The organism is Paenibacillus sp. SER-28, assembly GCF_052906305.1.
In genome coordinates, this window is the sequence record NZ_JBRECM010000005.1 from 152,375 (window position 1) to 179,056 (window position 26,682).

Sequence of the window (26,682 nt, forward strand, 5' to 3'; positions counted from 1 at the left end):
AATAAAAGAAAAGGGCTCCAAAAGGAACCCTCTTCTCATCTAATTCAGTTAACTCAAAAGAGTTGCTCTTAAATTAGTTGTTGTTTTCAACAGTTACTGTTTTAGCAGTTGCATCATAGTTGATGGATGCATCCAGCGCTCTGCTCACCCAGAAGATAGGCAGTACAGTACGGTTTTTGTTAGTTACAGCTTTAACGTCCATACGAACCACAGAACCGTTAATAGTCAACAGGTTTGTGTTCAGTTTGATTTGAGCAACGCGGTCACCTTTAATCAGGGTAACTGTGGAAGTTGCTTTGTCAAACAGGATGTTTTGTGGGGATACACCCAAAGCTTCAGCTGCATAACGTACTGGCAAGTAAGTGCGTCCGTTTTCAGCATAAGCAGCTACATCAGAAGTTTTACTTTCGCCGTTCACAGTGTAGGAAGTGCTTCCCAGTGTGAAGACAGCTTTAGTTTTAGTAGCACCTGGAGCTGGAGTTCCAACAGTTGCGATTGCTACTTCAGCAGCTGCAGTGTTGTTGTCTTTCCAGTTTTGAGTGTTGTCAGTTGCGCCTTTGTATGCAGTGTAAGAAACTGCGCTACCTTTCAGCTTAGCTACGATGTCACCTTGAGCTACAGTACGGTCAACAGTCAGCTTAGGAGCCGAGATTGTGATAGTACTTGGAGTAGCACTTTCGCTGTCGATGTAGAAGCTCAGACGGCCTTTGTTGCTTTCGCCGTAAGTATCAGTAGATACGCTCTTCACTTTAACGTCACCAGCTGTAACTTTTACTTCTGGAGTAGAAGCAAAACGTACACCTGTTGGCAATTCCAAGATTACTTCACGGCTACCGTCTTTCTTAACGAAAGCTTCTTTAGCAGCTTCAGTGATTGTGATATCGCCAACTTGTTGATCGCCCAGACCGATTGTCAAGGTTGGTTTGGAAGCAGCAGCCAGAGTAACTGCTTGTTTCACAGTTGCAACCTTAACAGTACCGCTCAGACCTTGGCTACCAGCAACATCAACGTTCAGATCGCCGGAGAAACCTGGTTGCGTAGCAACTTCAACGTTTTTCAGTTTCAAAGTACCAGCATCAGTTGTGCTGTTAACGTTTTTGAAAGTCAGTTTCAAAGTACGTTTGTCGGAATCAGTGTAAGAAACATCTGCTCCGCCCATTCCGTTAGTGTTCTCCATAGAACCGGAGAAGTTGCTTCCTGGGTTGTTGCTTTCAAAAGTAGACTGCCAACGAGCACCCTCAGGCAGACGCAAAGTTACAGTACGTCCATTAACAAAAGATTTAGCAACAGTTTCTTTGATTACGATGTCGCCAATTTTTTGCTCGTCATGACCTGCAAGGATAGTTGATGGAGTAGCTACGGAAACGCCACCACCGATTTGACCATAGCTACCTACTACGAGGGAGCTAACATCAGTTGTTGCATTACCAGAAATGCTAACTGTTACGTCGCCTTCTTTAGCGCTAGTTTCATCGTCAACGTAGAAACCTACAGGCAATTGGAAAGAAGTTTGCTGACCACTCACTTTATCCAAGGACAAAGTCAAAGTATCGCCGTCAGTAGAATATTTTACATTTTCTGGTTTGATATCAGTACCAAACAGAATAGTAGCTGCAGATTTAGGAGCGGAATCCCATTTGAAACCGCTAGGCAATTTCAACTTAATGTTGTTGTTACCCAATGAACCAGCAGTTTCTTCTTTAACTTTCAAAGTTGCAGTAAAGTTTTCTTCACTAGAAACAGTATCAGCAGCGGACAAAGAAATTTGACCGGAAGAAACCACGTTACCGATTACTGTTTCGCCGCTAGTCAAACCGCTTGCGGAAGCTGCATCAATAGCAACTTTAATAGGGCCATTAGCAGGTCCAGTAACATTTACTTTACCAAAGTTCAGGTAAAGAGTAGCGTCATCTGCAGAGTTGCTGAAGTTCAATTGTACTCTTGCAGAGTTGTTAGTCAGTTTAGTAACTGTTACTGCATTAGCATCGTTATATCCAGTGGATTCAGCATTCTTAGCAAGATTGTTGTCACCTGCATCCAGGAATACGCCCAAGCCATAAGTAGCGTCAGTTGCACTGTTCACACGACCAACACCGTTTCCAGCGCCGGCAAATTCAAAGCCTTTTGGCAATGTTACTGTGAAAGATGCACCAGCAGCGATGGAAGCTTGTGTAATGTTCATTTTCGTTCTGCCCAATTCAGCATTAGGTTGTGCACTGGAGCTAATGCTAGGATTGCTCAGGTTTTGATAGCTAGAAGCTGCATGGATTGCAGTTGGTGCAGTCAATGCTGCGATTGGAGCTGCTACACCAGCAACCAATGTTGCTGTTGCCAGCACGTTGATCATTTTTTTGTTAAACTTTGTCATAACCTTTTTTTCTCCTCCTTGAATATAACCAGAAATATTATTTTTGTCTTTTTGTCGGATCTTGTCACTCATCAGTCGTTACACCTCCTTTCCGAGCTTTATGAGAACCCTTATAAAATGATATCTGTGACAATATCACAGAAGCTTGGAATCTAGTTGAAAGAAAGCGTCCATTTATGACGTACTCCAGTATTATACAATGTGATAACAATGCAGTAAAGATTTTTTTTAGCGAATTTTGTCTTTACGCTTTTGTACCCCTTTGTTTCATACTCACCCAATTAGACGTAGCATGGGTTCAAAAAGTTGCGTCCGTTTCAAAAAAAAATTTTATTTTTTTTGATTATGTATTCCGCTTTCCACAGTCATAATTATACTATTGAACCTGTTCCTCCGTCATCCTACAACTTTTACCTTCTCAACCTTAAATGTACAAGGATTATTTTCGTACATTTAAGTCGGTCTTTAATGGAGTATATTCGTTAAGAATTATCCATAGAATATATAAAGCACATATAGTCTATAGATTCTCTTGAAATCTAATACTCTAATACACTTTAAGTAGTAGGAATGACGGAGTAACAATGATTTACAGTAAATATAACCGAGACAAATTACTTCACTACATTAATCTTCGCGCCATCCGTAAGTAGACTAACACCCTTAACGACAACATTTTGTCCTTCAGCAAGCCCCTTGGTTACCTCAACCTGTTTGGCACTTTCCTGGCCTGTCTGCACTTCTACCCGCTTAGCAACAGTTCCCTCCACTACATAAGCATACTTCTTCCCTGCCTGCTCCGTAATGGCATCCTGCGATACCAAAATGTTTTTAGGAGCTTCTGATTTCATGTATACAGTTACAACCATCCCTGATTTTAATTCACCAGAACCATTAGGGACTGAAATCTCGACAGGATATGCCTTAAGATCATTATCCATTACCGGATTGACAGCCGATACTCTGGCCTCAATCCGCTTATTTAACGAGTCCACGCCTACAGTTACAGATGAACCCACCTGCAACTTAAGAAGCTCAGCTTCAGAAACGTTAACTTTAGCAATAATAGGATTGGTATTCGCAATTGTAGCAACCGCGGATTGTGCACTAACCATTTGCCCCTGGGTTCCTGTTACTACTGATATTGTGCCAGAGATTGGAGCTTTAACTACAGCATCCACCAATTGACTACGAGCTGTGTCTAAACTGGACTTAGCCTGATTGACAGAAGCACGAGCTACGTCAATGCCCGTTTTCTGTTGTGCAAGACGTAATGATTTTTGAGCATTATTATATGTTGTTTGCGCACTTTCCTTAGACGTTTGTGCATTATGGAGTGTGATCTGTGCATTCTCCACCGCAGTTACAGCCCTTCTATGCGCTATTTGAGACTGCTCTAACTCGGATTGAGAAAGAGCACCCGCACTAAACAGCTGTTGGTTGCGATTGAGCGTATTTTGAGCATCACGCACGGAACTCTGAGCATCTACCAGACTGGTCTGAGCTTGAGTGATCGTGTTGTCTTGCTGGACAAGCGCACTTTTGGCTTGATCCACGCTGGATTCTGCCTGCTGCACCGATTGCGCTGCACCTGACTCTGCCTGCTTTAAATTGGCCAGGGCAACCTGGTACGACTCTTGAGATTGCTTAATGGAGTCCCGCAAGTCCTTTTGGTCTATAGTAAACAATGTGTCGCCCTTATTTACTTTTTGCCCCACTGTAAGGTTAATGCTTTGAATTTTGCCACTAATTTTCGGAGACACCTGAGCCGTCTCTTTAGGAGCAAAGCTACCAATGATACCTGTTGAATCGTTAATACTACCTTTGGTCACTTTGGCCACTTGGACCGGAATGGCTTGCTGCGCCGCAGTTGAAGCGGCAGGGGCCTCCCCCCCACCGCAACCCGCTAATGCAACTGATAAAAGCAAAGTTGTAGCAATCAGAGCACTTTTTTTATTCATTATGTTTCTCCACCTCACCTTATATATGAACACTTTTTTGTAGTTTCGCTTCTTTTTTTAATTCTCTCTTCGCTTGTCTTTTTAATTTCCGATTCTTACGTTTTTGTATCATATTATCCATGATGACGTAGACTACCGGAATTAGAATCAATGTAATAACAGCTGCGAAGGATAACCCGAATACAACAACTACTGCCATCGGTGCTTGTGTTTCGTTACCCTCTCCTGTAGCGAATGCCATTGGGAGCAAAGCTAGTACAGTAGCCAGCGTGGTCATCAAAATTGGACGCAACCGCTCAGACGCTCCATGAATAATAGCTTCATCCCGATCTTGGCCGTCTTTTCGGAGCTGAATTATAAAGTCAATCATAACAATGGCATTGTTGACAACCAACCCGACGAGCATGATGTAACCCGTCAAAGCTGAAACGCTGAGACTCGCCCCGGTTACAGCTAAACCGATAAGCACACCAATTACCGTAGGTGGAACGGAAAACATAATAACAAACGGTGTGAGCAACGATTCGAACTGTCCTGCCATAACCATATAAATGAGCACGACAGATAGTAAAATAGCTATCGCCAAGTTCGTAAAGGACTCCAGCATTTGTTCATTTTGTCCACCACCCGTATCTGCACTGTAGCCTTCAGGGAAGTGAGTACTCTTCAAAAGAGCATCTATTTTTTGATTAATAGTAAGAATATCCCCTGTTCCATCAATATCAGCTGTAATCTGCACTTGACGCGTTTGGTCTTCACGAGTAACAGTATCGGGTACAGTCCGTTTATCAATACTTACTACGGAAGACAAAGGTACATCAATACCTTGCGAAGTGGTAATCCGTAAGGCTTTTAGATTTGACAAATCATGGCGGTTTTGCTCTGGCAACGATATCTTCACATCAATCTGATCCTCACCTGTACGATAGCTTGTGGCGACTGATCCATTAAAAGAAGTATTCACTGCTGATAAAATTTGAGTTGCTGATAAGCCATATCGACTCGCAAGCTCCCGATTAACGGTAATCTCATATTCTTCGCGAACAGCACTCAAGGTACTTTTCACATTGACCGTACCTGGTATGTTTTTTACGTCCGCAACGAGATTGTCCGAGAGTTCTCTCAGGACGTCAATATCGTCACCTTTTAAGTTAATATTAACAGCCGCTCCGCTTGAAAGGCCTGTTGTAGACGCCATTGTAATCTCTGCATCCGGAATGCTATCAAATTTTTTACGAAGACCCTCAACTATAACATCTGTTGCCTGATGTCCATCCTTCAGTGTTACACTTAGATCTGCTGAGTTGGTTGGAGCTGCCCCTGAATAACCAGAATTGCCACCAGAACCAACAGTCACTGTCATTTTATCCAGATCCGGAACTTTCAAAATTTCTTTTTCTATATCTTGAACAACCTTTTCCGTTTCTTCCAAGACCGTTCCATTAGGAAGTTTCACGTTAATTGTGAATTCCCCAGTATCGGATGCTGGGATAAATTCAGCCTTAACGAAAGGAACTAGAGCCCCAGCTGCCACAAACATTAATAAAGTAATAATTAACACAGATTTTCTATGGTTAATTCCCCACTTCAGTATACGGCGATACCCACTCTTAAATTTCTCGAAGCCAATATTAAACCACACAATAGGGTTAACACCCTTATAAGTACCTGAAGAATAAATGGATTCATCTGGCACGGTAGGTAGCCAACGTGAGCCCAGCATCGGCACAATCATAAGGGATACAAGCAAGGCTGCAATGTGAGAGAAAATAACTGTTAACGCCAACGGTTTAAATAGAACTCCCGCAATTCCGTCAACAAAAACAACTGGTAAAAATACTACGATCTGCGCAAGTGCAGATGCCATAACGGCATTACCCACCTGCTTGGAGCCATCAATAGCCCCTTGTAGCATGCTTTTCCCTTCATGTCGCTGTCTAAAAATATTCTCAATAATAACAACCGCAAAATCGACAAAGGATCCTAACCCCAGAAGCAAACCGCTCAGTGAAATAATATTAATGGTTTGTCCGGTGAAATACATCATCATAAACGTAGCTACGAAGGAAATTGGAATAACGATAGTAGCAATAATGGTAGAACGTATACTATTCAAAAATAATAGCAACACAATAGCTGCGATAATAAGTCCCAATATAGCATGCTCTACTAATGAGTGTACGGAGTCGCTAATGGGTTTGGATGCATCTGTTACCATCTCCAATTGAGTTCCCGGAGGCAATTCCTTCCGTATCGAATCTAAACTATCCTTTACAGAATCGGCGATTGAAAGGGTATTCCCCCCTGTAGCTTTAGTAACAGAAATATTGATACTTGGCTTTCCGTTATAGGTAGAAATGGTTGTAACATCATCCAAGGAATCTTCAACTTTCGCGATGTCCTTTAGCTTAATGCTTCCCTTCCCTACTGGAATTGGCGTTTCACCCATTTCTGAAACAGCTTTGTATTCACCTTGAACCCGAAGTTGGATTTCTGTATTGCCTCGGTACACCGAACCAGCAGAACCCGCTACGTTATTAGACGATAGCGCTTGGCTGATTTGATCTAGCGTAATGCCATAGCTTTGAAGTTTGGCTTGATCTACGGTAATCTTCACAAGCCGAGCTTGCCCACCTGACATGTTGGCTGCAGCTACTCCCGCAATTCTTTCAAGCCGCGGCTCAATAATATCTTCAGCAATAGGCTTCAACTTGTTAATATCCTGGTCTCCTGTAAGAGAGAGCGTAATAACCGGCGTTGCGTTGAGATCCACCTTAAGGACACGCGGCGAATTAGCCGCCTTGGGAAGAGACCCTTTAACCCCATCAACTTTATCTCGCATGTCGAGGGTTGCTTGATTGATATCTACTCCCCAGTTAAATTGAATCATGACCATAGATGTTCCTTCTGAAGACTCGGACATGACCTTATCCACGTTCTCAATAGAAGCCAGACTCTTCTCAATAGGTTTAGTAACCAATTCCTCAACTTCTGTAGGCGTTGCATTTGGAATACTAGTCACCACTGCAGCGAATGGCAGCTTCATATCCGGCATTTGCTCTACAGGAAGTCTTAACGCAAAAATACCGCCCCCGATTAACAAAGCAATAATTAACATAAATACTGTTACAGGACGGCGTATTGAAAACTGAGACATCTCATCACTCCCCACTCACTTCTCTATGTAATATTTAAGCACACTCATCCACTACTACGATGAAATAGGCGTAAAGTTTCAGATAAATGTGCAAAAAAAACATATAAAAAAATAATAAACACATTTTGAGATAAACACTTAAAAAAAAACAGTTAATTACATACGTTTAATGTGAATCAAAAATAAAAAACGTTGTAATGCTTAGCCAAAGTTTTCATCTCATTGATATTATGGCATAGGCCCTTAATCCCAGTCAAATAGCTGATTTATAAAAAACATCCCTCACATGTATATGAAAGGGAATTACCATTTCGCATGGAGGGATGTTTAATAAATTCAGGTGTTTTGTTGATTAGATTTTAGGAAGCAGTTTTTTATCAGCCATAACTTTAGCTACAATAATCGCTGCATCTCCGCGCAAGGTCAAGGAAGTAGGATTAAACATATATCCTTTTTTCAGATCACTTGCATCCACAGGTGACCCTGTGATAAAGCCTTTCTTGGCGATAGCCAATATAGATGCTTGCGCATAGTAATCAATCTTGTCCGCATCTTTAAAGGTTTTAGACAGGTTCTTCATGATTTTGTCATGATCTGTTTCCAGCTTCAAATTCAATGCCTTGGCAATAATGACTGCTGCATCTTGACGCGTGATTACATCTTCCGGCATAAAGATTCTTGGTTGTGAACCTTTGACAATACCGGCACGCGCAGCTGTTTCAATATAACGATAATCATAGAGCGCATCTGCTGATATCGTATTTGGAATAGACACGTCGTCAAAATGCTTCGCTCCGCTGAAATTAAGCGGAATTTGCAGACCTTTGACGATCATAGACGTAAATTCGCCTCTTTTAATGTAGCTGTCAGGTCCAAAGCTATTAATTGGATCCATTGGGTTCATGACACCTTTAGCCAAAATGGCTTCGATGTAATCTCTGGCGTATTTGTGCTTAATGACATCACTATACGTTTCTCCAACTTTAGCAACTACATAGTAACCGAAACGATCAAACGGTACTTTAATGGTGTGTTTTTTCGGATCCACCACACCACCAATGTTCTGCCAGTCTTTAAGATCAGAATCAAAATAGAACACCGACATTTGTTTCCCTGCATCCTGAGCAATACTGCTATCATACGTCAGCGTCAATGTAGCACGCTTGGAAGGTACTAGCTCGTTAGATGGGTCACGCCAGTAGAAGTTTTTGATCTTGCTATTGTCATTTTGCGATTTGTTAGCCAATTGATATGGATCAGCACCATATGTCACCGGATCGTAAGCATCCGTTTTGATATCATCTGCGGTACCAGGGTCAATCCAGAATACCGGACTGGACTTGGTAAAGCGACTTGGAAAATCCCGGTTGAAATATTTACTTCCATCTGCGATCAAGCTCCGCATATCGGACAATGCTTTTTCAGTTTCAAATTCATGACGATCTACCACACCATCTTCGCTATTTGCTATCGCAAAGTACAAAGTATGGCCAGAGAAAACCTGGTTTTTGAATTGCTGTGGTTGATCGTAATCCCGGCGAATTAGACTCGTTCCCTTCGCAAAAGCAAGTGTAAGATTACCATCGAACACTTTGTGCGATGTTTTCATCGCTTCCATGTACTGCTCGCCAGGGATATTAGTAGGCACATATTTAACAGTAATAGTCTGTTTCAGTTTTTCTTTGCCTACAGTAACCACTACATCAATTTTATTATCTTTGTTGGCTTTTAGACCTGTAACGATGGCTTTGTAAGTTGATGGATAATCAATGGTGCCATCATAATCAGAGTCGAAACCCTCTTGAACTGCTGTTTCTTTACCTACCGTAACACTATCTGCATTACCTGCATTTACAACAACTTGCACAAAGTTTTGATTCACGATTCTCTTTTCAGGGAGTGGACGCAAAATATCAAAAGATGTGGATTGACCGGATACTTGCAGTCGGAAAGTAGCAAATGGTCCGCCCTTGCCGCTATTGTACAAGGTAATGTTATAAGCTACTGGTGTTCCATCTTGCGAAATAGTTTGGTTTTTCAACACAAAGCTGAAATACTTTTTGTCCGGATGGTAGTACACAAGCAGGTCTTTTAAATCTTTATTTGTAAATTTATCTGTAGTAGAACCGGAATTGTATGTTGTCTTAGCATCTTCTGCTGAGAAAAACTCGTTACTCAGTGTCCAGTTGACTTCACTGTCATCCGATCCCTTAATCTCCAAAATATATTGATCTTTATTAGCAATATCACTTAACGAACCATTTACCTGATCTGCTTTACCCAAATCAGCAATACTGAAAGTACCAAATACATTGATATTTTTCAGAGATGTATTGTAGTTGGTGTCATCCACTTTGGTGAAATTAGCATCTTTTGATTTCGGAGCAATTTCGCTATATTTCGGCGTATTGCTCAAGCCGCTAACTGGTGTAAAAGGGATGATTCCTTGTGTGTTGGGAACAGGAATTACTGGAATATTCGTCTGTGTAAAGTTTACTTTTACCGTATTGCTGTACTCAATACCTGGCTTGTATACAAACTTGATTTCATTATTTCCGTTCGCCAAGGCATTGGCTGCGGCTGTCTCCGAGGAAGCAGCAAGCTTGAAGTCCGCTCCTGAACCATCCAAATCAACCAATACATTATTAATATACAGAAATACATTTCGGTTACTTCCAGTGTAATGAATATCTGCTGCGTTGCTCACATCAAGCAATTTACCTTTAAAGTTGCCCAGCTGAGTCAATTTATAGGTATTCAAGTTTGAGCTGGATGTATTCAACGGAATTTGTTGCCCATCATAAATCGTGTCGTATTTCATGAACGGACCCTGCAACAGATTCACCGTAGCTTTAATTAACTTGGTCGAATCACCATTCAGATAAAAATTCAGTACATTTTGTCCTTCTTTAGGCAAAGTGTCTACATAAGCAACAATTTTCTTCACTTGCGTTGACTTACCATTAATTGTACGAATCACATCTTGAGGCGACCCTACAGTATGAACCGTTACTCCGGAAAGCTCACTAATTGAAGAAGGTGCACCATTAACAACGATAAACTCCATACCTACGGGTACAGATGCAGCATCTGTAGTCTTGTTCTTCATAGAGCTACCTGTTAATTTCATAGCTTCATCTAGGGCAGCTGCCTGATCAGACCCGCTTCCTTTAGTTCTGTTCAACAATTGAGTATTAAAATCAGGAAGATAGTTAACATCATCAATATACGGCTGAGTGCTGCTGCGCAATGTAAATTGGACAGCCGATGGAGCTGGAGGTGTACTGCTATCCGTATAAGTTATGCCCAAGGATGCTCTGGTCAAATGATCAAGTACAGCTTCCGAAGGTACAGTCACCTGAAATGGATATACTTTATAACCATTTGATGTAACTACATTTGCAGTATCAATTGTGGCATCAACCCCAGTCGCACTACCTACAGCACTACCATTGTTACTCACATCGGTAAAACGTGCATTGATTGTGGCCACTCCTGGATCGGTTGCACCGCCTGGCACCAAAACATTACCTTTTAAAACCACACCACTTGTAGACGATACGGTAAAGTCAGGCGAAGTGGTCAAATCAGCAGAAACATTCCCATCCTTATTCAGGGTCAAATCAGAGAATTCCGGTTTACCCGTATAAATCGTAATTTCACGTGTAACTGTGAGGGCCTGAGTTCCGTTGCCCACTTTAATAGTCACTATATTTTTACCTGGACTGAGTACCACACTACCTGTTAATTTATATGCGGTATAAGAGTTAACTGTATACGTATTACTGCTTTTTGCAGACGTGAGCGTTACACTGTCAGCATTAGGAGCCGTACCTTGAATGACTACTTTCACATCATCCGTACCGCTATTGCGTGCGTCTGTCAGCACCGCTGTCTGATTCTCAAGCAACTGCTCGGTTTCACCATTCAACGTAGCAGATAGATCATAAAGCTTAGGCCCATCCTGATACTCAATGTAAATGGAGTCCTTCATATCAGCCGAATTTTGGCTACTTTGAAATGTAATCCGGTTCAAACCAGGAAACAGTTTAATGTCTGTAACTTTAAGCGTAGAGCCACTGACTGTAATTCCGCCTTTTTGACTCTCGTTCTTATTAACCACGTTAAGGTTTGTTCCATTTTTAGAGAGTTGGAATACACTATAAGATATAGTACTTCCGTTCACTCCGTTAATCGTACCGTTAACTGTAACTCGGTCAGTGTTTACCATTCTAGCCGAATCCACATCATATTTTTCACTTGGAAAAATAAAATAAGTTCCCGTCGCAGCATGAGCCGTACCTACCAGGGCCGCCGGCACCAAGCCAATGATGAGACCAACCGTCAGCAACATGGATAGCAATCGTTTCAAATCATTGTCCTCCTTTGATTCTGTCGCACCTTGGGGTACGTAATCATTCAATACTTTTTTTATCGGTAGTAAACATACAAAAAATTAGTAAATTCTCAAAAAAGGAGGGATTTTTTTTACAGCAAACATCAAAAAAGCCTTCAAACCCGCGGTATACCGCCAAGCTTGAAGGCTTACTTTTTAAATTAAAATTATAATTTCGAACGCGTTTGGGAATCTGGCTTAGCCAGCAAGCGAATCAGTGTGTTTATAACTGGGCGTTTGGTTTTGCCAACAAGACCAATAACCTCTGCACCAATCTGTAGGAAGAACATCATAATACAAATCACGACAAAGGTGACCCAGTTCGCTTCATTAAGCGCAGCAGACGATTGAATCACGGCCAATACACCGAAAAATGCCGCAATACCGTAGATAATCAACACCGTCTGTCTGTGACTGAAACCTAGTTCGCGTAAGCAGTGATGCAAATGACCTTTATCCGGAGAGAAAATCGGTTTTTTCTGCAACTTGCGACGAATGATAGCAAAGAATGTATCTGACAAAGGTACACCGATAATAATCAATGGCGTAATAAAAGATACGATAGCAATTTGCTTGAAACCAAGCATGGATAGCATGGCCAGACAGAAACCTAAAAATAATGACCCTGTATCACCCATAAATATTTTCGCAGGATGAAAGTTGAAAAATAAAAATCCGATAATACTGCCCAGCAGTACAAGACAAAGCATAGCTACCATGTAATTGCCCATCAATACCGACATCACAAAGATAGTCCCAATCGCAATTCCTGAGACACCTGCAGCCAGTCCATCCAGACCGTCAATCAAATTGATGGCATTCGTTACACCTACGATCCAGAAAATCGTAAGCGGAATGGAAATCCAGCTTTCCAAAGATGAGTATGCATCCTGAAAAGGTACATTTACAAAATCTACACGAATATCAAAAGCAAACACGACCATACACGCAACGGCAATTTGAGCCAAAAATTTCAATTTTGCATTGAGATCAAAACGATCATCGAGAGCACCAATCAGTGTAATCAGCGTGCCGCCAATCAGAAAGGCTGCGATAAAGTTAATATCCCGAGAGGACAGCATTCCGTCAGGCACAAAAGGTAACACCGCCAATAAGGACAACAGAAATGCCAAGAAAATCCCCAGTCCGCCAAGACGCGGCATAATTCGGGTATGTACTTTTCGGGCATTCGGTACATCGACGGCTCCAACCTTCACAGCGAATTTCTTGACGAGCGGTGTCAGTAACAGCGCAAGTCCCAGTGCCATGATGAACCCAATAATATAGATCAATAACATTTGATCATTCGACCCCCAATTTTAAAGCAATCCCTTTTCAGATGTAACCGCATTGAATTATACTCTGATCAAAAATAAATACCAAGCTTCATATTCTGGCAAATTAGCGGGTTTTGAAGGCAGATTCAAGCTATTTATCACACTTTTGTGACGTTTTCTTTTTCGCGCATCACTTTCGCGGCGAATTTCGGCAGCGCAAGCATTCTTTTGTATCGGCTTGGCTCTTTGAGGAGTCTATATAACCATTCAGCCCGTAGCTTTTGGAACAATTTAGGTGCGCGTTTGGTTCTGCCTGATATAACATCGAAGCTACCGCCAACCCCCATCATCACCGGCACACCCAGTTGTTCCTTATATTTACCAATCCAGGGTTCCTGTGTGTCCGCTCCACGTGCTACAAACAACAAATCGGGATTTGCTTCACGAATGGCTGCAATCACCGCTTCATCCTCTTTAGGTCCAAAAAAGCCATCACGCTTGCCACAAACCGTAATCCGGGGATAAAGCTCATGTACCCGCTTTGCGGTCGCTTGAATCACCTCAGATGTTGATCCCAGTAAATAAACCTTCCAATGATAGTTTTCTCCAGCTGCAAGTAATTCATGTAACAAGTCAAAGCCCGCTACCCGCTCAGGCACAGGATGTCCTACATAGTTTGCAGCCCAGACCACGCCAGTCCCATCTGGAACAATCAACTCTGCCTTTTTCATCACATTCATGTACACTGGATCTTCCAATGCAGCCATGACCATAATCGGATTGGCAGTGATCACTTGATGGGGCTGGCGAGACTCCACTGCTTGAATTAATACCTTTAATGTATCTTTCATATTAAGCCTTGATACCGGAACACCGAAAATCGGGACGGTAGGCACATTCGTAACCTTATCAACTGTCACTGTATCCATCATCCTTTGCGACACAAGTAATTAACGATATGCTGTGCCGGTAAGCGAGCCTCACTTTTTAACAAAGCAATGGCCGCTCCCTGGCTCTCGATCCATTGACTTCGCTGATCCAGCAACCGTATAGACTCATTAGCCAGCTTTTGTCCATCCAGTGCCTCTGTAGTGCCTACAGGCTGGCTACCGACACGGCTGAGGAAATGATCAATTTTGGGATCGTAGGATATCCCCAACGGAGGCACTTGGTGGGATGCTGCATAGATCAAGCTGTGTAATCGCATCCCGATCATCAAACTGCAACGACTGACTTCCAAAAGCATCTGTTGAGGATCGGTGACTTGATCGCACATGCTGACAAGGCTTCCCGTCCCCCTAATATCCCCCAACAAATCCATTACCATCCTTGAAGCCTGCTCGTCATCAGGCAGATGGAAAGGTAAAAAGCGTAAGTGTACACGGCGCTCAGCAGCTAATTTTTTCAAGCCGTCCGCAATAGCCGTTAAATCGCGACGCTCCTTATCCCAGTAACGTACAGATACACCAACGATCGGAAGTTTATCCTTATCCGTCTCAGTTGCTGCTTTATGTTGCTCGGAACCCGAGGGCAATGGAAGCCCCATTACCGGATCAGGAACAACTTCGACAACCGGTTTTTTTAGTTTCATAGTACCCAGTAGTGCGGCAGACTGCTCATCTCTTACAGAAACATATTCACAACGCTGAAACACAGAACGGATCATAGGATAAAATATCTTCCGTTGTACCGGACCAATGCCCTGAGCATATACAAACGTCGGTTTTCCAGCCCATTGGGCCAGTTTCAGAATCGCCAGATAATACGGAATACTTTTAGGGCTTGTTGCATCCTGGAGCAAACTACCGCCGCCACTTATTAGCCCATCGCTGTTTTTAATCGCTCTACGAACTTCCCCCAGACTCATCCGTGGTACAGCTTCTACTCCGTACATTTTCTGTGTCCAAGCGGGGTCAGAAGACAGAACAACAGGCTTGATTGTAATCCCCGCCTGACGACTCTCCTCCTCTAAAGCTGTCAAAATCGACTTAAGCACCGCCTCATCTCCACTATTGTTAAAGCCGTAATAACCCGAGATGATTATCGTTTGAGCTGTGGTGACCATTTCTTCCAACACCCTTCCAGCACTTGCCACACGACAATTGCGATGATTCCCAGCACCAGGCCCAAGCCCAAGCCTAACAGCCCGCGACTAAGCGACAATGCCGCTGGAGAGTGAATGTGAGCAAAGGTATCCACCATAGAGGCTTGACCAATAGCAGCTATAATCAGCAAATAGATTGCTTTGCGATATTTCAAAGCCAGGAATGCCCCTGCAATAAACAGTGGGTGAGCCATCAAAAATTCCTTATTGCGCGGACGTACACCAAACGCATTTTCAAGGAAGTTCCGGAAGACCAACTCCGTGTTCGACACCGTACCCGCATTTCCGGTACGAGTCAAATAGTAATAACCTGCGGCTGCGATAACAGCCAGTGCGATAACCCACAATACAGTAATCGGCGTACGTAGCAGCTTGGAAATTTCCTCCCGTATAGAAACGCCACGATAAAAGAAAATATATATCGCTGCCAAGAAGATCGGCAGAATGTGAAGCAAGCTTACACCTCTAAATTGATTCAGCACAAGGCTGTAGGCAATACTGTTCAACAGCGCAATAACGAAAGGCACCGCAGCCAGCGACAAAATCGCCGTCTGCACGTACAGTATAAACGTTTGAATCAAACGCTGACCTACAGAAAGTTCAGCACCCTGTTCACGTTTAATTCTAATCGTACGCACAGCGATGATCATTGCAACCGTAGGTCCGCTAATCGCTGCGAGTAGAGCCAGGCCTTGCTCCATCAAGCTAGAGTTCAAAACATAAAGTCCTGCTGAACCTACCAAGCCAAGTGCAAATGCCAGCAAAGTCAATGCCGGGACGAAATAGGACACCGTAATGGAGAAGAATGCCAGTGCACCTAGTACGACAATCATTTTCAGATAGCGCTGAATGGACGAATCGACGACTTGGAACGGTTCAGCCTGTCCGAGTTCAAACCCCTTTTTCTCCATCCGTTGTACAGCGTTACCCGGCTTGTCCAAGCTGTGGATTAGGTTATCTACCGAATCCTTCACCTTGGCTTCAGCAATACTACGGCTAGGCGCGGTATTCAGATACAACATGCGAATATTACGGTCCTTGGTGGCCAATGCAAAACGATCGGCCAACGTTTCAACATCGAGCGTTGAATCTTTATCACTCAATGAGTATAAACGCACAACATTATAGTGGATATCGTAAGCGAGCTTATTGAAGCCTGCTTGCGGTTTTTTTAAGTTTTCGATAGCAGCTAGGCCAATATCGTATTTGTTCAGCAATTTAGCAAATGCCGCTAAGCTATGCTCTTTCTCGTTATCGGTGAAGCCTTTGACTGAATCACCTTCAAACAAAATGCGTTTTACACCATTTTGCTGAAAGGAAGCAAGCATCTCTTCCGTCAACTCCTGGTTGTAAGGAAGACTGTCGCTCATCCGTGGAACAATAAAAAATCCTTTGCTCCGAAGCTGCTTCATCGCAATCGGGTCAGGCTGCATGGGCTTGAGATACGCATCCTCTGGAGATGTTTCCACAACTAACCCTTCCTGTCCCTGATAAGTCCAAGGTTTTACATTGATGTCCAGGCTTGTAAACGTACGTAAAATTAACGGCTTTAATGCCTCGGCATTTTCTTTATCAGCGAAAACAATATACGTAAAATTCTCATTTGCAGGTGAAAGCCGTTTTTCCATATCGGCAACGTTCTGAGTTGTATAGGTTACGACGCGACCCGCTTTACGGAAATCATCCAACGTACTTTCATACATCGCCATGCTGTTCACACCCGCTTGCTGTAAGCGGTCAAGTTGCTCATTCAGATAGTCCTGCGGGTGAGCCTGATACGAGGCTGCCTCTGTCAAATCCCGATAATCGAATACAATCTCTACTTTTTTACTCGAGGATTCTGTCTTCACACGATCGGCGATGACTGGAATGGAAGCCAGCAAGCCGACAGCCACCAAAATCCATAACCATTTTCGAGAAGCCGTATTCCAATACTGCCATTTCTGATACACCAAAGAACCTCCTTAATATTCGGGATTTTGCAAAATTCAATGCTGCCCACCTCGTCATACTCAGCCTTTTGGTAGGTCACTCATTGAATTTTGCAAAATCCTCCGTTGCCGGAATAAGCCTATTTTCCCAAAGCCTCTTCCAGGTTATTCTGCAATACAGAAATGACCTCCACGGCGTACTGCCCTTTGCCGTGAGAGGTCACCGATTACTATATCTTATCCAATTACCTTAACCTATTCTATTATAAAGGGATTTTTCTCAAGCGTCTACGCGAGCCATAACAGCATCGACCAGATGGCTGATTCTTTGCTCCGCGTCTGACAGCGAGGAACCGCGTACCGCAAAGTATACTTTGATTTTCGGCTCTGTGCCCGAAGGGCGCAGGCAAAACCACGAACCGTCCTCAAGTAAGAATTTGAGTACATTTTCCTGTGGAAGTCCGTCCAGACCTTGTGAGTAGTCCAGTACCTTGTCTACCTTCACGCCTGCAATCTCTTGAGGCGCGTTGCTACGCCAATCGGTCATTTTGCCCTGAATTTGTGCCACTCCATCCTTACCCTTAAGGGTACGAGACTCCAGCTTCTCAAGGAAGTAGCCAAACTGCTCGTACAGCTCTTGTAAAACATCATAGAGCGTCTTACCTTGTGTGCTGTAATAAGCAGCAGCTTCAGCGATCAGCATAGCCGCCAAGACAGCATCCTTATCGCGAGCATAATTCCCTGCCAAATAACCATAGCTCTCTTCATAGCCAAACAGGTAGGTGTACTCGCCAGTTTGGTCAAATTGGTTCATTTTCTCGCCAATATACTTGAAGCCAGTTAGTGTGTTAAACACGGTTGCTCCAAAATGTTCGGCAATGACTGCACCCATTTCGCTGGTTACGATGGTTTTGATAACAGCCCCATTATTCGGAAGCTTGCCTGTTTCTTTCAGTTGATTCAACAAGTAGTAAACCATGATCGCGCCAGACTGATTACCGGACAATACCACATATTCGCCATCACGGTTTTTCACAACTGCACCCATACGGTCAGCATCAGGGTCTGTTCCAATCAACAGATCTGCACCAATTTTCTCACCCAGCGTAATTGCCAGCTTAAACGCATCACGTTCTTCTGGGTTTGGCGACTTGACAGTCGAAAATTCAGCATCTGGCAACTCTTGCTCAGGCACAATATGCACCTGTTCAAAACCGATTTTCTCCAGCACACGACGAACCGGTACATTTCCAGTGCCATGGAGAGGTGTAAACACAACTTTGAAGTTTTTGCCTGGTCCGGCTGCAATCAGCTCACGGTTCACACTCACACTGGCTACCGTATCTACAAACGCTTCATCTTCCTCTTCTCCAAGCCAAACCAACAATCCCTGTGCCTCTGCTTCCTCACGTGTCAGACTGCGAATGTCGGCAAACGAAGGAACCTCGCGAATATAACCAATTACCTGCTCAGCCTGATCTGGAACAAGCTGACCCCCTTCATCGTTGTATACCTTGTATCCATTATACTCAGGAGGATTGTGACTCGCTGTCACAACAATCCCTCCACTGGCTCCCAAATGACGTACACTAAACGAAAGCTGTGGCGTTGGACGCAAGGAAGGGAACAACTTAGCCACGATACCATTGCCCGCCAGCACCAAAGCTGCATCCAGAGCAAATTCTGGTGAAAAATGACGCGAATCATGTGCAATGACAACCGAAGGTTTGCCTTCTTTACCAGCATGCTGTTCTAAAATATAGCGAGCCAGCCCTTGAGTCGCACGTCCAATGACGTAACGGTTCATCCGGTTACTTCCTGCCCCGATCACTCCACGCAGACCGCCTGTACCAAATTCCAGCTCTTTGTAAAAGCGATCCTCCAGTTCCTGCTCGTTGCCTTCCAATGCGCGCAACTCCTGTTTGGTCTCTTCATCAATATAAGGGTCTTGCAGCCAGCTCTCAATGCCTTCTAGTGCTTTTTTACTCAACTGCGTCATACGGAATTTCCCCTCTCCATTTTTGGGTTGTCAAAACAGGATTTCTATGTACACATGCACTCGGTTCGGACGTCGTGCTTATGTTGGCAGAGCTTTATTTATTGGGGAGGGTCAGATAAAGCAAACATAATTTCGCCCTCAGCTACTACCGTATCGCCTACTTTAGCTGTAGCTTTCCCTTTGCCAAATGCGCCTTTGGAACGAGTGATTTCCACTTCAAGCGTGAGCGTATCTCCAGGAACCACCTGTCCACGGAAACGGAAACCATCCAACCCTGCCAAGAACCCGATTTTGCCACGATTGCTTTCTAGGTGCAGTAATGCGACAGCCCCAACTTGAGCCAGTGCTTCGGTGATCAACACACCAGGCATAACAGGATACCCCGGAAAATGTCCAATGAAATGAGGCTCATTCATCGTTACATTTTTAATGCCTACTGCTCTTTTCCCTTCCTCCAGCTCAATAATACGATCCACCAATAAAAAAGGCGCTCGATGTGGGATAATCTCCTGAATTTGATTAACATCCAATTGCAATTTGTCCATTTACCTTAATAACTCCTCCCGCTTGCAGGTTTGACTCTGTATCAGTCATGAGTTACTGCAAGCATAATATTACCCCGCTTACGCTGCATAAAAACAGCTCATAACGGCAACAATGTTAGATATCCTTCACCTACTGCAGAAGTGGAGGTTGAGATAAGGGGCTTTTTCCGCCGGTTATGCAACCTGAGGCGCGAAGAAGCCCTTTTGCCCGTGCTTGGTTTTACCCCGCAGTGTTATAAACTTCCCCATCATTATACAGTTAACAGATGCAAAAAGAAAATTACGCGGAAGTACCATATTGGGTGCTCCGATTATGGGGTGAAGCGGAGATTCAATTGAGCAAAGCGGGAGGGGCTGCACGATTTATTTGATCTTCCGATCGCTGTTGCCCCTAAATTTTCTCATTTTATAAAACCTGCAGGGTTAAAATTTAGGGGCAAAGGCGAACGCTATCGCTTCTCCAGATTCAAATAAATCCCTCCGCCGAGTTACTTTTGGCTCAAAAAGAAAGCTCGCTTCAATAATGCTCGCTTGCCGTGAAGGGCAGAGAAAACCGAAGGCCTCTGTGATGGCCTTCATTGGCCACAATCCATGCGTGCTACGCTGGAGGCCCCTCCCTTAAAAGCATAACAAAACCCTGCGCCACTGGCACAGGGTTTTGTTATATACTACCCACACAAATTGCGGGTGGTTTATTTTAATAAAAGTGGCCCTGATGGCGGGTAGCCAGCCGAGCGGGCAGAATTGTTCTGAAGAAGCGCAGCGTTTGCCTTTATCCCCGGATTCAAACCTCCAATGTTTTATAATCAAAAGGAATCTGGGGATAACAGCAATCGGAAGAACAATCTGCACGCGGAGCGGTCTTTTCCCGCCACCCCACTCTTTTAAAGTAAAATTAAGGCGCAAATATAAGATCAATGACATGCTGCCAGGTTTTCCACTCGAACACGCCTGACAACCCTTGCTTACCTACAATTACATATCCTGCAATTAAGCCGCCTAACAGCGATAACAAGAGCAGCAACGGAACTATGAAATAACGAGCAGTACGCCAGCGGGACTTCGTCTTTTCAGGCACCGGACGGGAATCAGATTGTTCTTCTTTCATCACCAAATCCTTAAGCCCTCAGATTGTTGGCCAGGTTCATCATCGTATCGCTAGAAGTTAGTGCCCGTGCCGCCATTTGATACATCCGCTGAACTTGCATCATATCCGTCATTTCGCCCGCTAAATCCACATTAGATTCCTCAAGATAACCGGAACGCACAGATACGTCCGCTGGAACAGCACCTGCCACACCTGCTGCTCCGAATACATTTGCCTCTGTTACACCATTCAACAACACGAATAGGTTATCATCCCGCTGTTCCAGTCCCTCTGGACGCTGTACATCCATTAGCTTGATTCTCTGACCAACCGTCGGATTCCCGATTCCATTAGCACGAATCAGCAATTCGCCATCCGAGTTAATAGCCACCTTGGAACCCGCTGGAGCAGTCACAGGAACATCATTGTTATCCAGCACGGAGTAACCTTCAGCAGTGGTCAACATCATCGTCGCACTATCATTTGGATCAGGAACAAAATGAAAGCTACCGTCACGGGTCCAAGCTTTTTGCCCATTCCCCTGGACTTCAAACATGGCATTACCTTGAATCGCCAGATCGGTAGGAAGTCCCGTCTCCTTGAGCGGACCTTGCTCCATATTTTTCATGATTGCAGCCGTTTTAACTCCGTAGCCCAAATTATAGCCGAGCGGCATGGCCCGTCCATTTTGGAGATACGTTGAAGGCTGTTGCTGCACATTGGCCAATACATCTTCAAAGGAACCCTGTTTACTCTTATAACCCACTGTATTGATATTAGCAATATTATCGGCAATTAAATCCAAACGCTGCTGCACACTGGCCATAGATACCATTGCGCCAATCATGGAGTTGTTCATCACTTACCCCCTGTTATACACGGCCTACTTCATTAACGGCCTTGTCTAAGCTTTTATCATAAAATTGAATTACCTTCTGATTCGCCTCATACGCTCTTAACGCAGCCATCATATCCACCATCGACTGTGAAGCATCTACATTAGATACCTCCAGATAACCTTGACGAACGGATACAGCGTCATTAGCGGTCATCATTCTAGCTGTAGCACCGTCCGTATCATTCAGGCGGAAATTTCCATTGCCCTCACGAACGAGCTGGTACGGACGATCAATGACACTAATACCGAGCGTCGTCCCTAACGTCTGGTTGGACTGGCTATCTACCAATTCGCCCAGCTCATTTACTTTAAGCGCTGAGACAGCCCCCGTCAATTGAATTGGCTTTCCATTCGTATCCAGCACCGCTGAGCCAGTCGATGAAAGCAATGCTCCTGCTCCATTTACTTGAAAATGTCCATCACGTGTATAACGAACGTTACCATTACTGTCCCGCACCGTAAAAAACGCTTCTGGACGGTAGGTGACTTCACCGTTAGCATTGATGAATTTCCCTGCCTGATCAAAAGCCATAGGTTGACCAGTAGCTGGGTCGTTCACATTAATATTGGACTGTATCGCGAAATCCGTCGCTTGTCCACTGTCCTTTAATGCTCCCTGAATGTAAGGGGAGAGGCTTTCCTCAGCAAAAACGCCAGTATTGAGCTTGCCGACCGTACGGTCCGGGTTATCAGGGTTACCACCCGTCATGGAAATAAGCATCTCGGGGAAAGAACGCTGAACACTGTTCTCCTGTTTGTATCCCGTCGTATTCATATTAGCAATATTTTGCGTCACGGTGTCATGGCGTCGTTGTTGTGTCATCAATCCGGCGGCCGCAGTATATAAACCTCTCAACATGTATGGTGCACCCCAATCCTATACTCTGCTAAAATCATATGCTCGCGCGGAGGCAGGCAACCTGTCTGACCGCACACGAGTCTCTTATAGTCACTATCGGCAGATTAGAACTTTTTCTTAACCACATGATCCAAATTATCCAGCATAATTCCTGTACCTTTAACGACACAATGCATCGGATCTTCGGCGACCAGTACCGGAACACGCAACTCTTCAGCAAGCAGCTCGTCCAATCCGCTAAGCAAGGCACCGCCACCAGTCAAAATAACACCACGGTCAATAATATCAGCTGACAGTTCCGGTGGGGTCTGCTCCAATACAAACTTGGCCGCAGCAACAATCGCCGACACAGGATCTCTAAGCGCATCCTGCACTTCATCCGCAGAAATACTTAACGTTTTGGGCAATCCGGATACCATATCCCGTCCACGGATGTCCATTTCTGCACGCCGTCCGCTCGGATGCACGGTTCCGATAGCAATCTTGATATCCTCAGCCGTACGTTCCCCGATCAAAAGCTTGTACTTCGTTTTTACATATTTCATGATGGCTGTATCAAATTTGTCCCCTGCCATTTTAATGGAAGAAGCTGTTACGACATCCCCCATAGAGAGGACTGCAACGTCAGTCGTTCCGCCACCAATATCCACTACCATGTTGCCACTAGGCTCAAAAATATCCATTCCTGCCCCGATGGCAGCCGCTTTTGGTTCTTCCTCCAAAAATACTTCCTTGGCCCCGCTACGCTCCGCCGCTTCACGAATCGCTTTTTGCTCCACTGAGGTAATGTTCGTCGGCGCACAAATTAGAATACGAGGGTGGCTGTACCAGCTTTTTCCCCCTACCCGATTGATAAAATATTTTAACATCGCTTCTGTTACTTCAAAATCGGCGATGACACCATCACGTAATGGACGGATGGCTATGATATTACCAGGAGTACGTCCCACCATACGGCGCGCTTCCTCTCCGACAGCCAGAACTCTTTTTGTATCGCTTTCTATCGCGACAACGGAAGGTTCGTCAAGAACAACCCCCTTCCCTTTGACGTGGATAAGCACGTTGGCCGTACCGAGGTCGATACCGATATCATTACTGAACATATTAAAAAGGCCCCCAAAGTGATATTTTAAAAGCTAAGATTCGACAAGAAGCGGCAAATATATGTATAAACCTATGGTTACATGTCATTTTTCGTCTTGTACCATCTTTTAACATATCATACTTCAGGGGGTTGATTCAATGGCTTTGCCAGCCAATTCACTATATATTTTTAGGACTTGCCGGAAACGAGAATCTCCCTTCGTTTGCCACTCGTTTTTTTGTACTTAATTTTCGTTGCTTCTCCTCCCCTCAGATGGCGGATGGATTTATGGTATTCGAGAATGTGCTTCACCTGATCGGCAAGATCCGGGTTGATTTCAGGCAGCCGTTCGGTCAGATCTTTATGCACCGTGCTCTTGGAGACACCAAATTCCTTGGCAATCGTACGGACCGTATTCCTTGTTTCCACGATACAGCGACCGATTTTGATGGTCCGTTCCTTGATGTAATCGTGCACGCTCCCGCCTCCCTACTGTGGATAGTTTGGTACATTATATGAGGAGCGTGCCTATATATTCGCGGTTTGGCGGGAAGACATGCTTCGGAAGGCCTATTTATTTGGCAAAAGCAGCTTATGTTTACCTTATGCACAAAAACAACAAAAGAAAAAAGCAGGGAATATGGATTCCCCGCTTTGCATGCAAAGCCATGACCAAATTTATTTTTTAGGAAGCAGACCTGCTGGATTCACCGGCTTGTCATCCTGATACACTTCAAAATGCAGATGTGTTTTCAAATCCTTCTCAAGCTCGTTACGACCCGCTAAAGCAATCACATCGTTTTGTTTCACTTGATCGCCTTCTTTTACTTTCAGATCACTCAAGCTTTGGTACACCGTTTTGAGATTATTATCATGCGTGATTTCTACGACATTACCTACCAGCGGATGTTGTTCTACACGAGATACTTTGCCACTCAGGGCGGCTCTCACTTCAAACGCCTGATCGTCGGCCCGGGAAAGATCAATTCCAGTGTTAGCGGTAAATGTTTTATCGTACTCTACCATAGCTGCCGCCTGCTCATCAGCTGTTGCGTTCTCATCAAAGAACGGCTTTACGACTTGTACTGCGCCAGCATCTGCCACTGGCCATGCGATATTTTCCGACTGGGCAACTACTTCCACGCTTTCTGGCTGTTCTCCGTTAACATCGGTATTCACTGCACTTGTGCTTTGTACCGATGGACTAGCTGGGTCAGGTTTGAAAGACTTCTGGCTGGCATCCTGATAGACCCACACTAAGGTTAGTATAATGGCTGCTGCGGCAATGTAGGCTGCCGGGTATGCCCACCTTTTGGACAACAGCTTTTTCCACGAAGACGGCCGTGAAGCTCTTCCACCCTGAAAGGTTTTGGGTGTTTCTTCATGGTTTTGGTTCTGGTTTTTATTTTGTTCATTCATTTGCTCATCACCTCAGTAACCAGTGTTACCGGGTGCAACTCTTTTATACTTCAAAGTTTCGAAATATTTACTAACTTAGAATACGAGAGGCTTGCGCAAAAGAAATGCCAGTATAGTAGTGAAGGAGAATTTGAGTGGCAGTATGACCTTCCTTAGCCATTCCATTGGCTCCCCACTGACTCATACCAACACCATGACCATAACCATAGGTTGTTATAGCAATCCGATCCCCCTCAGCCTTCCACGTAAACTCAGCCGAACGTAACCCCAGTTTGTTACGGATTTCCGGCCCTGTAAAGATTGAGCCACCAACCTCAATCTTCTTGATGCGATGCCCTTCTGTCTTGGAGAGTATACGAATCTCTGGCATACTTCCTCCTCCAGTAGAGGCGGCAATTGCAGTACGACTCAATCCCAATCTATCGAACACACTCTGACGACTCAGTGTGACGGTTTCTGTATAACGTGGGGCCAGCTGCTTGTCCCATGGACTTGACACACTTCGTAAATAGGGCACTGCCTTCGCCCATACATCCTCTGAATTTTCGGTATAGCCGTTGCTAGTAGAAAAAAAAGAAGCGGTAATGGGCTTACCCTCATATACCATGATGGTATCCTTGGTGTCGCGTACGGCCTGCTGAATTTTAGCCAGCTCTGCGGATTTACCAGAACGCCCCCATTCTCTAGTAAGTTTGGCTTTGGAGATATAAGCCTGATGTTTAACAGTATCCGTCACATCTGCTCCCGCCGGCGCACCGCTAGTGTCATCAGCCAGCAAACGTCGGGCAATGAAGGTACGCGCGGCAATAGCCTGTGCTTTTAGTGCCTCGCCCTCGAAGCTGGGCGGCATTTCGGCGGCTACTACGCCGACAATGTATTGCTCCAGCGGTAACGTCTCCGTGCGACCGGTAGACGTGACGTACACGTGCACGTCCGGCTCTGCTGCCACCGGCACGCTGCGCGCTGGAGCAGCGGGCACCGCCGGTATCGGCGGGACGCCCGGCAAGCGCGTGACGGGAGTCTCGCCCTTTGCCGTCACGCTAGGCGCAGCTGGTGCTGCCGTGCGACTGCTCGGCGGCAACGGCTGCGCCGTCTGGCGAGGCCACGCCATTAGCGCGGGCACAGCCATGGCAAGCACCAGCACCCCTGCCATGGCAGCGAATGGCAGCCATGGGCGTCTGCTGCCCCAGCGCGGGGTACGCCCGGCGGATGGACGCAGGTGCGGCAACGTCACTTGCAGCGGGGTTGCAGTGCGTGTGTCATGGGCCGCTGCTCCAGCGATAGGCAGAGCCGTTTCAACGGAGTTCACAGCGGAAGGCACGGCTGTTGTACGCCGATTGAGCTTGACGCCAGTCGGCAATGTACCTCTTGTGTCCGGCTGCTGTTGCATAAGCTTATTTTTCTGTAACGAAGTAGCTATAGAGCCAGAGCGTTCCTCCGCAAGTGAAGCCTGGCAATGTTCCTTAGGATGATGAATGGGTATACGGATGCGAACCTGTGAATCTTTCATAGGCTGAAACCTCCATCAAAGGGCTAAGTGTCCGGCTGGAAGTACAGATATACTCCAGCAGATATTTTCAATCATATGAAGTCGTCC

The 26,682-nt window shown here is 44.8% G+C and carries 17 protein-coding genes; all 17 read right to left on the reverse strand.

Annotated elements, in window-relative coordinates; all coding sequences use genetic code 11:
* Positions 1–73 precede the first annotated feature (73 nt).
* The gene (locus tag ACUYLD_RS14790; RefSeq protein ID WP_446675395.1) at positions 74–2,440 is read right to left on the reverse strand and encodes a copper amine oxidase N-terminal domain-containing protein; all 2,367 of its coding nucleotides are present in this window, start codon (positions 2,438–2,440) and stop codon (positions 74–76) included.
* 542 nt (positions 2,441–2,982) lie between these two features.
* Positions 2,983–4,329, reverse strand: coding sequence for an efflux RND transporter periplasmic adaptor subunit (locus ACUYLD_RS14795; RefSeq protein ID WP_254328259.1), 1,347 nt, complete (start codon positions 4,327–4,329; stop codon positions 2,983–2,985).
* Positions 4,330–4,348: 19 nt separating this feature from the next.
* Positions 4,349–7,486: an efflux RND transporter permease subunit gene (locus ACUYLD_RS14800; RefSeq protein ID WP_254328258.1), complete on the reverse strand. Its 3,138-nt coding sequence runs from the start codon at positions 7,484–7,486 to the stop codon at positions 4,349–4,351.
* A 352-nt stretch (positions 7,487–7,838) separates the two neighbouring features.
* A complete protein-coding gene (locus ACUYLD_RS14805) occupies positions 7,839–11,858 on the reverse strand; it encodes an S-layer homology domain-containing protein (protein WP_446675396.1) in 4,020 nt (1,339 codons plus the stop codon).
* A 191-nt stretch (positions 11,859–12,049) separates the two neighbouring features.
* A complete protein-coding gene (locus ACUYLD_RS14810) occupies positions 12,050–13,180 on the reverse strand; it encodes a glycosyltransferase family 4 protein (RefSeq protein ID WP_013312307.1) in 1,131 nt (376 codons plus the stop codon).
* Between the two features lie 137 nt (positions 13,181–13,317).
* Positions 13,318–14,079, reverse strand: a complete 762-nt coding sequence (locus ACUYLD_RS14815; protein ID WP_254328256.1) for a WecB/TagA/CpsF family glycosyltransferase — start codon at positions 14,077–14,079, stop codon at positions 13,318–13,320.
* A gap of 8 nt (positions 14,080–14,087) precedes the next feature.
* Positions 14,088–15,224 (reverse strand): polysaccharide pyruvyl transferase CsaB, encoded by a 1,137-nt coding sequence (gene csaB, locus ACUYLD_RS14820; protein WP_446675397.1) that lies wholly within the window; start codon positions 15,222–15,224, stop codon positions 14,088–14,090.
* A complete protein-coding gene (locus tag ACUYLD_RS14825; protein ID WP_446675398.1) occupies positions 15,200–17,215 on the reverse strand; it encodes a DUF5693 family protein in 2,016 nt (671 codons plus the stop codon). The genes csaB and ACUYLD_RS14825 overlap by 25 nt, the downstream gene beginning before the upstream one ends.
* A gap of 259 nt (positions 17,216–17,474) precedes the next feature.
* A complete protein-coding gene (locus ACUYLD_RS14830) occupies positions 17,475–19,193 on the reverse strand; it encodes a phospho-sugar mutase (protein WP_446675399.1) in 1,719 nt (572 codons plus the stop codon).
* Between the two features lie 98 nt (positions 19,194–19,291).
* Positions 19,292–19,738 (reverse strand): 3-hydroxyacyl-ACP dehydratase FabZ, encoded by a 447-nt coding sequence (gene fabZ / locus ACUYLD_RS14835; RefSeq protein ID WP_013312312.1) that lies wholly within the window; start codon positions 19,736–19,738, stop codon positions 19,292–19,294.
* 895 nt (positions 19,739–20,633) lie between these two features.
* A complete protein-coding gene (locus ACUYLD_RS14840; RefSeq protein WP_061831651.1) occupies positions 20,634–20,846 on the reverse strand; it encodes a DNA-directed RNA polymerase subunit beta in 213 nt (70 codons plus the stop codon).
* A gap of 10 nt (positions 20,847–20,856) precedes the next feature.
* On the reverse strand, positions 20,857–21,684 hold the full coding sequence (locus ACUYLD_RS14845; protein ID WP_061831646.1) for a flagellar hook-basal body protein: 828 nt from the start codon (positions 21,682–21,684) through the stop codon (positions 20,857–20,859).
* A gap of 13 nt (positions 21,685–21,697) precedes the next feature.
* Positions 21,698–22,582 carry a flagellar hook-basal body protein gene (locus ACUYLD_RS14850; protein WP_446675400.1) on the reverse strand — a complete coding sequence of 295 codons (885 nt, stop codon included), beginning with the start codon at positions 22,580–22,582 and terminating at the stop codon, positions 21,698–21,700.
* 104 nt (positions 22,583–22,686) lie between these two features.
* The gene (gene mreB / locus ACUYLD_RS14855) at positions 22,687–23,685 is read right to left on the reverse strand and encodes a rod shape-determining protein (RefSeq protein WP_023990703.1); all 999 of its coding nucleotides are present in this window, start codon (positions 23,683–23,685) and stop codon (positions 22,687–22,689) included.
* 170 nt (positions 23,686–23,855) lie between these two features.
* Entirely contained in the window at positions 23,856–24,143 is a 288-nt protein-coding gene (gene spoIIID, locus ACUYLD_RS14860; protein ID WP_007432737.1) for a sporulation transcriptional regulator SpoIIID, read from the reverse strand.
* Between the two features lie 201 nt (positions 24,144–24,344).
* Positions 24,345–25,085 carry a peptidoglycan DD-metalloendopeptidase family protein gene (locus tag ACUYLD_RS14865; protein WP_446675401.1) on the reverse strand — a complete coding sequence of 247 codons (741 nt, stop codon included), beginning with the start codon at positions 25,083–25,085 and terminating at the stop codon, positions 24,345–24,347.
* A 70-nt stretch (positions 25,086–25,155) separates the two neighbouring features.
* Positions 25,156–26,595: a stage II sporulation protein D gene (gene spoIID, locus ACUYLD_RS14870; protein ID WP_446675402.1), complete on the reverse strand. Its 1,440-nt coding sequence runs from the start codon at positions 26,593–26,595 to the stop codon at positions 25,156–25,158.
* Positions 26,596–26,682 lie beyond the last annotated feature (87 nt).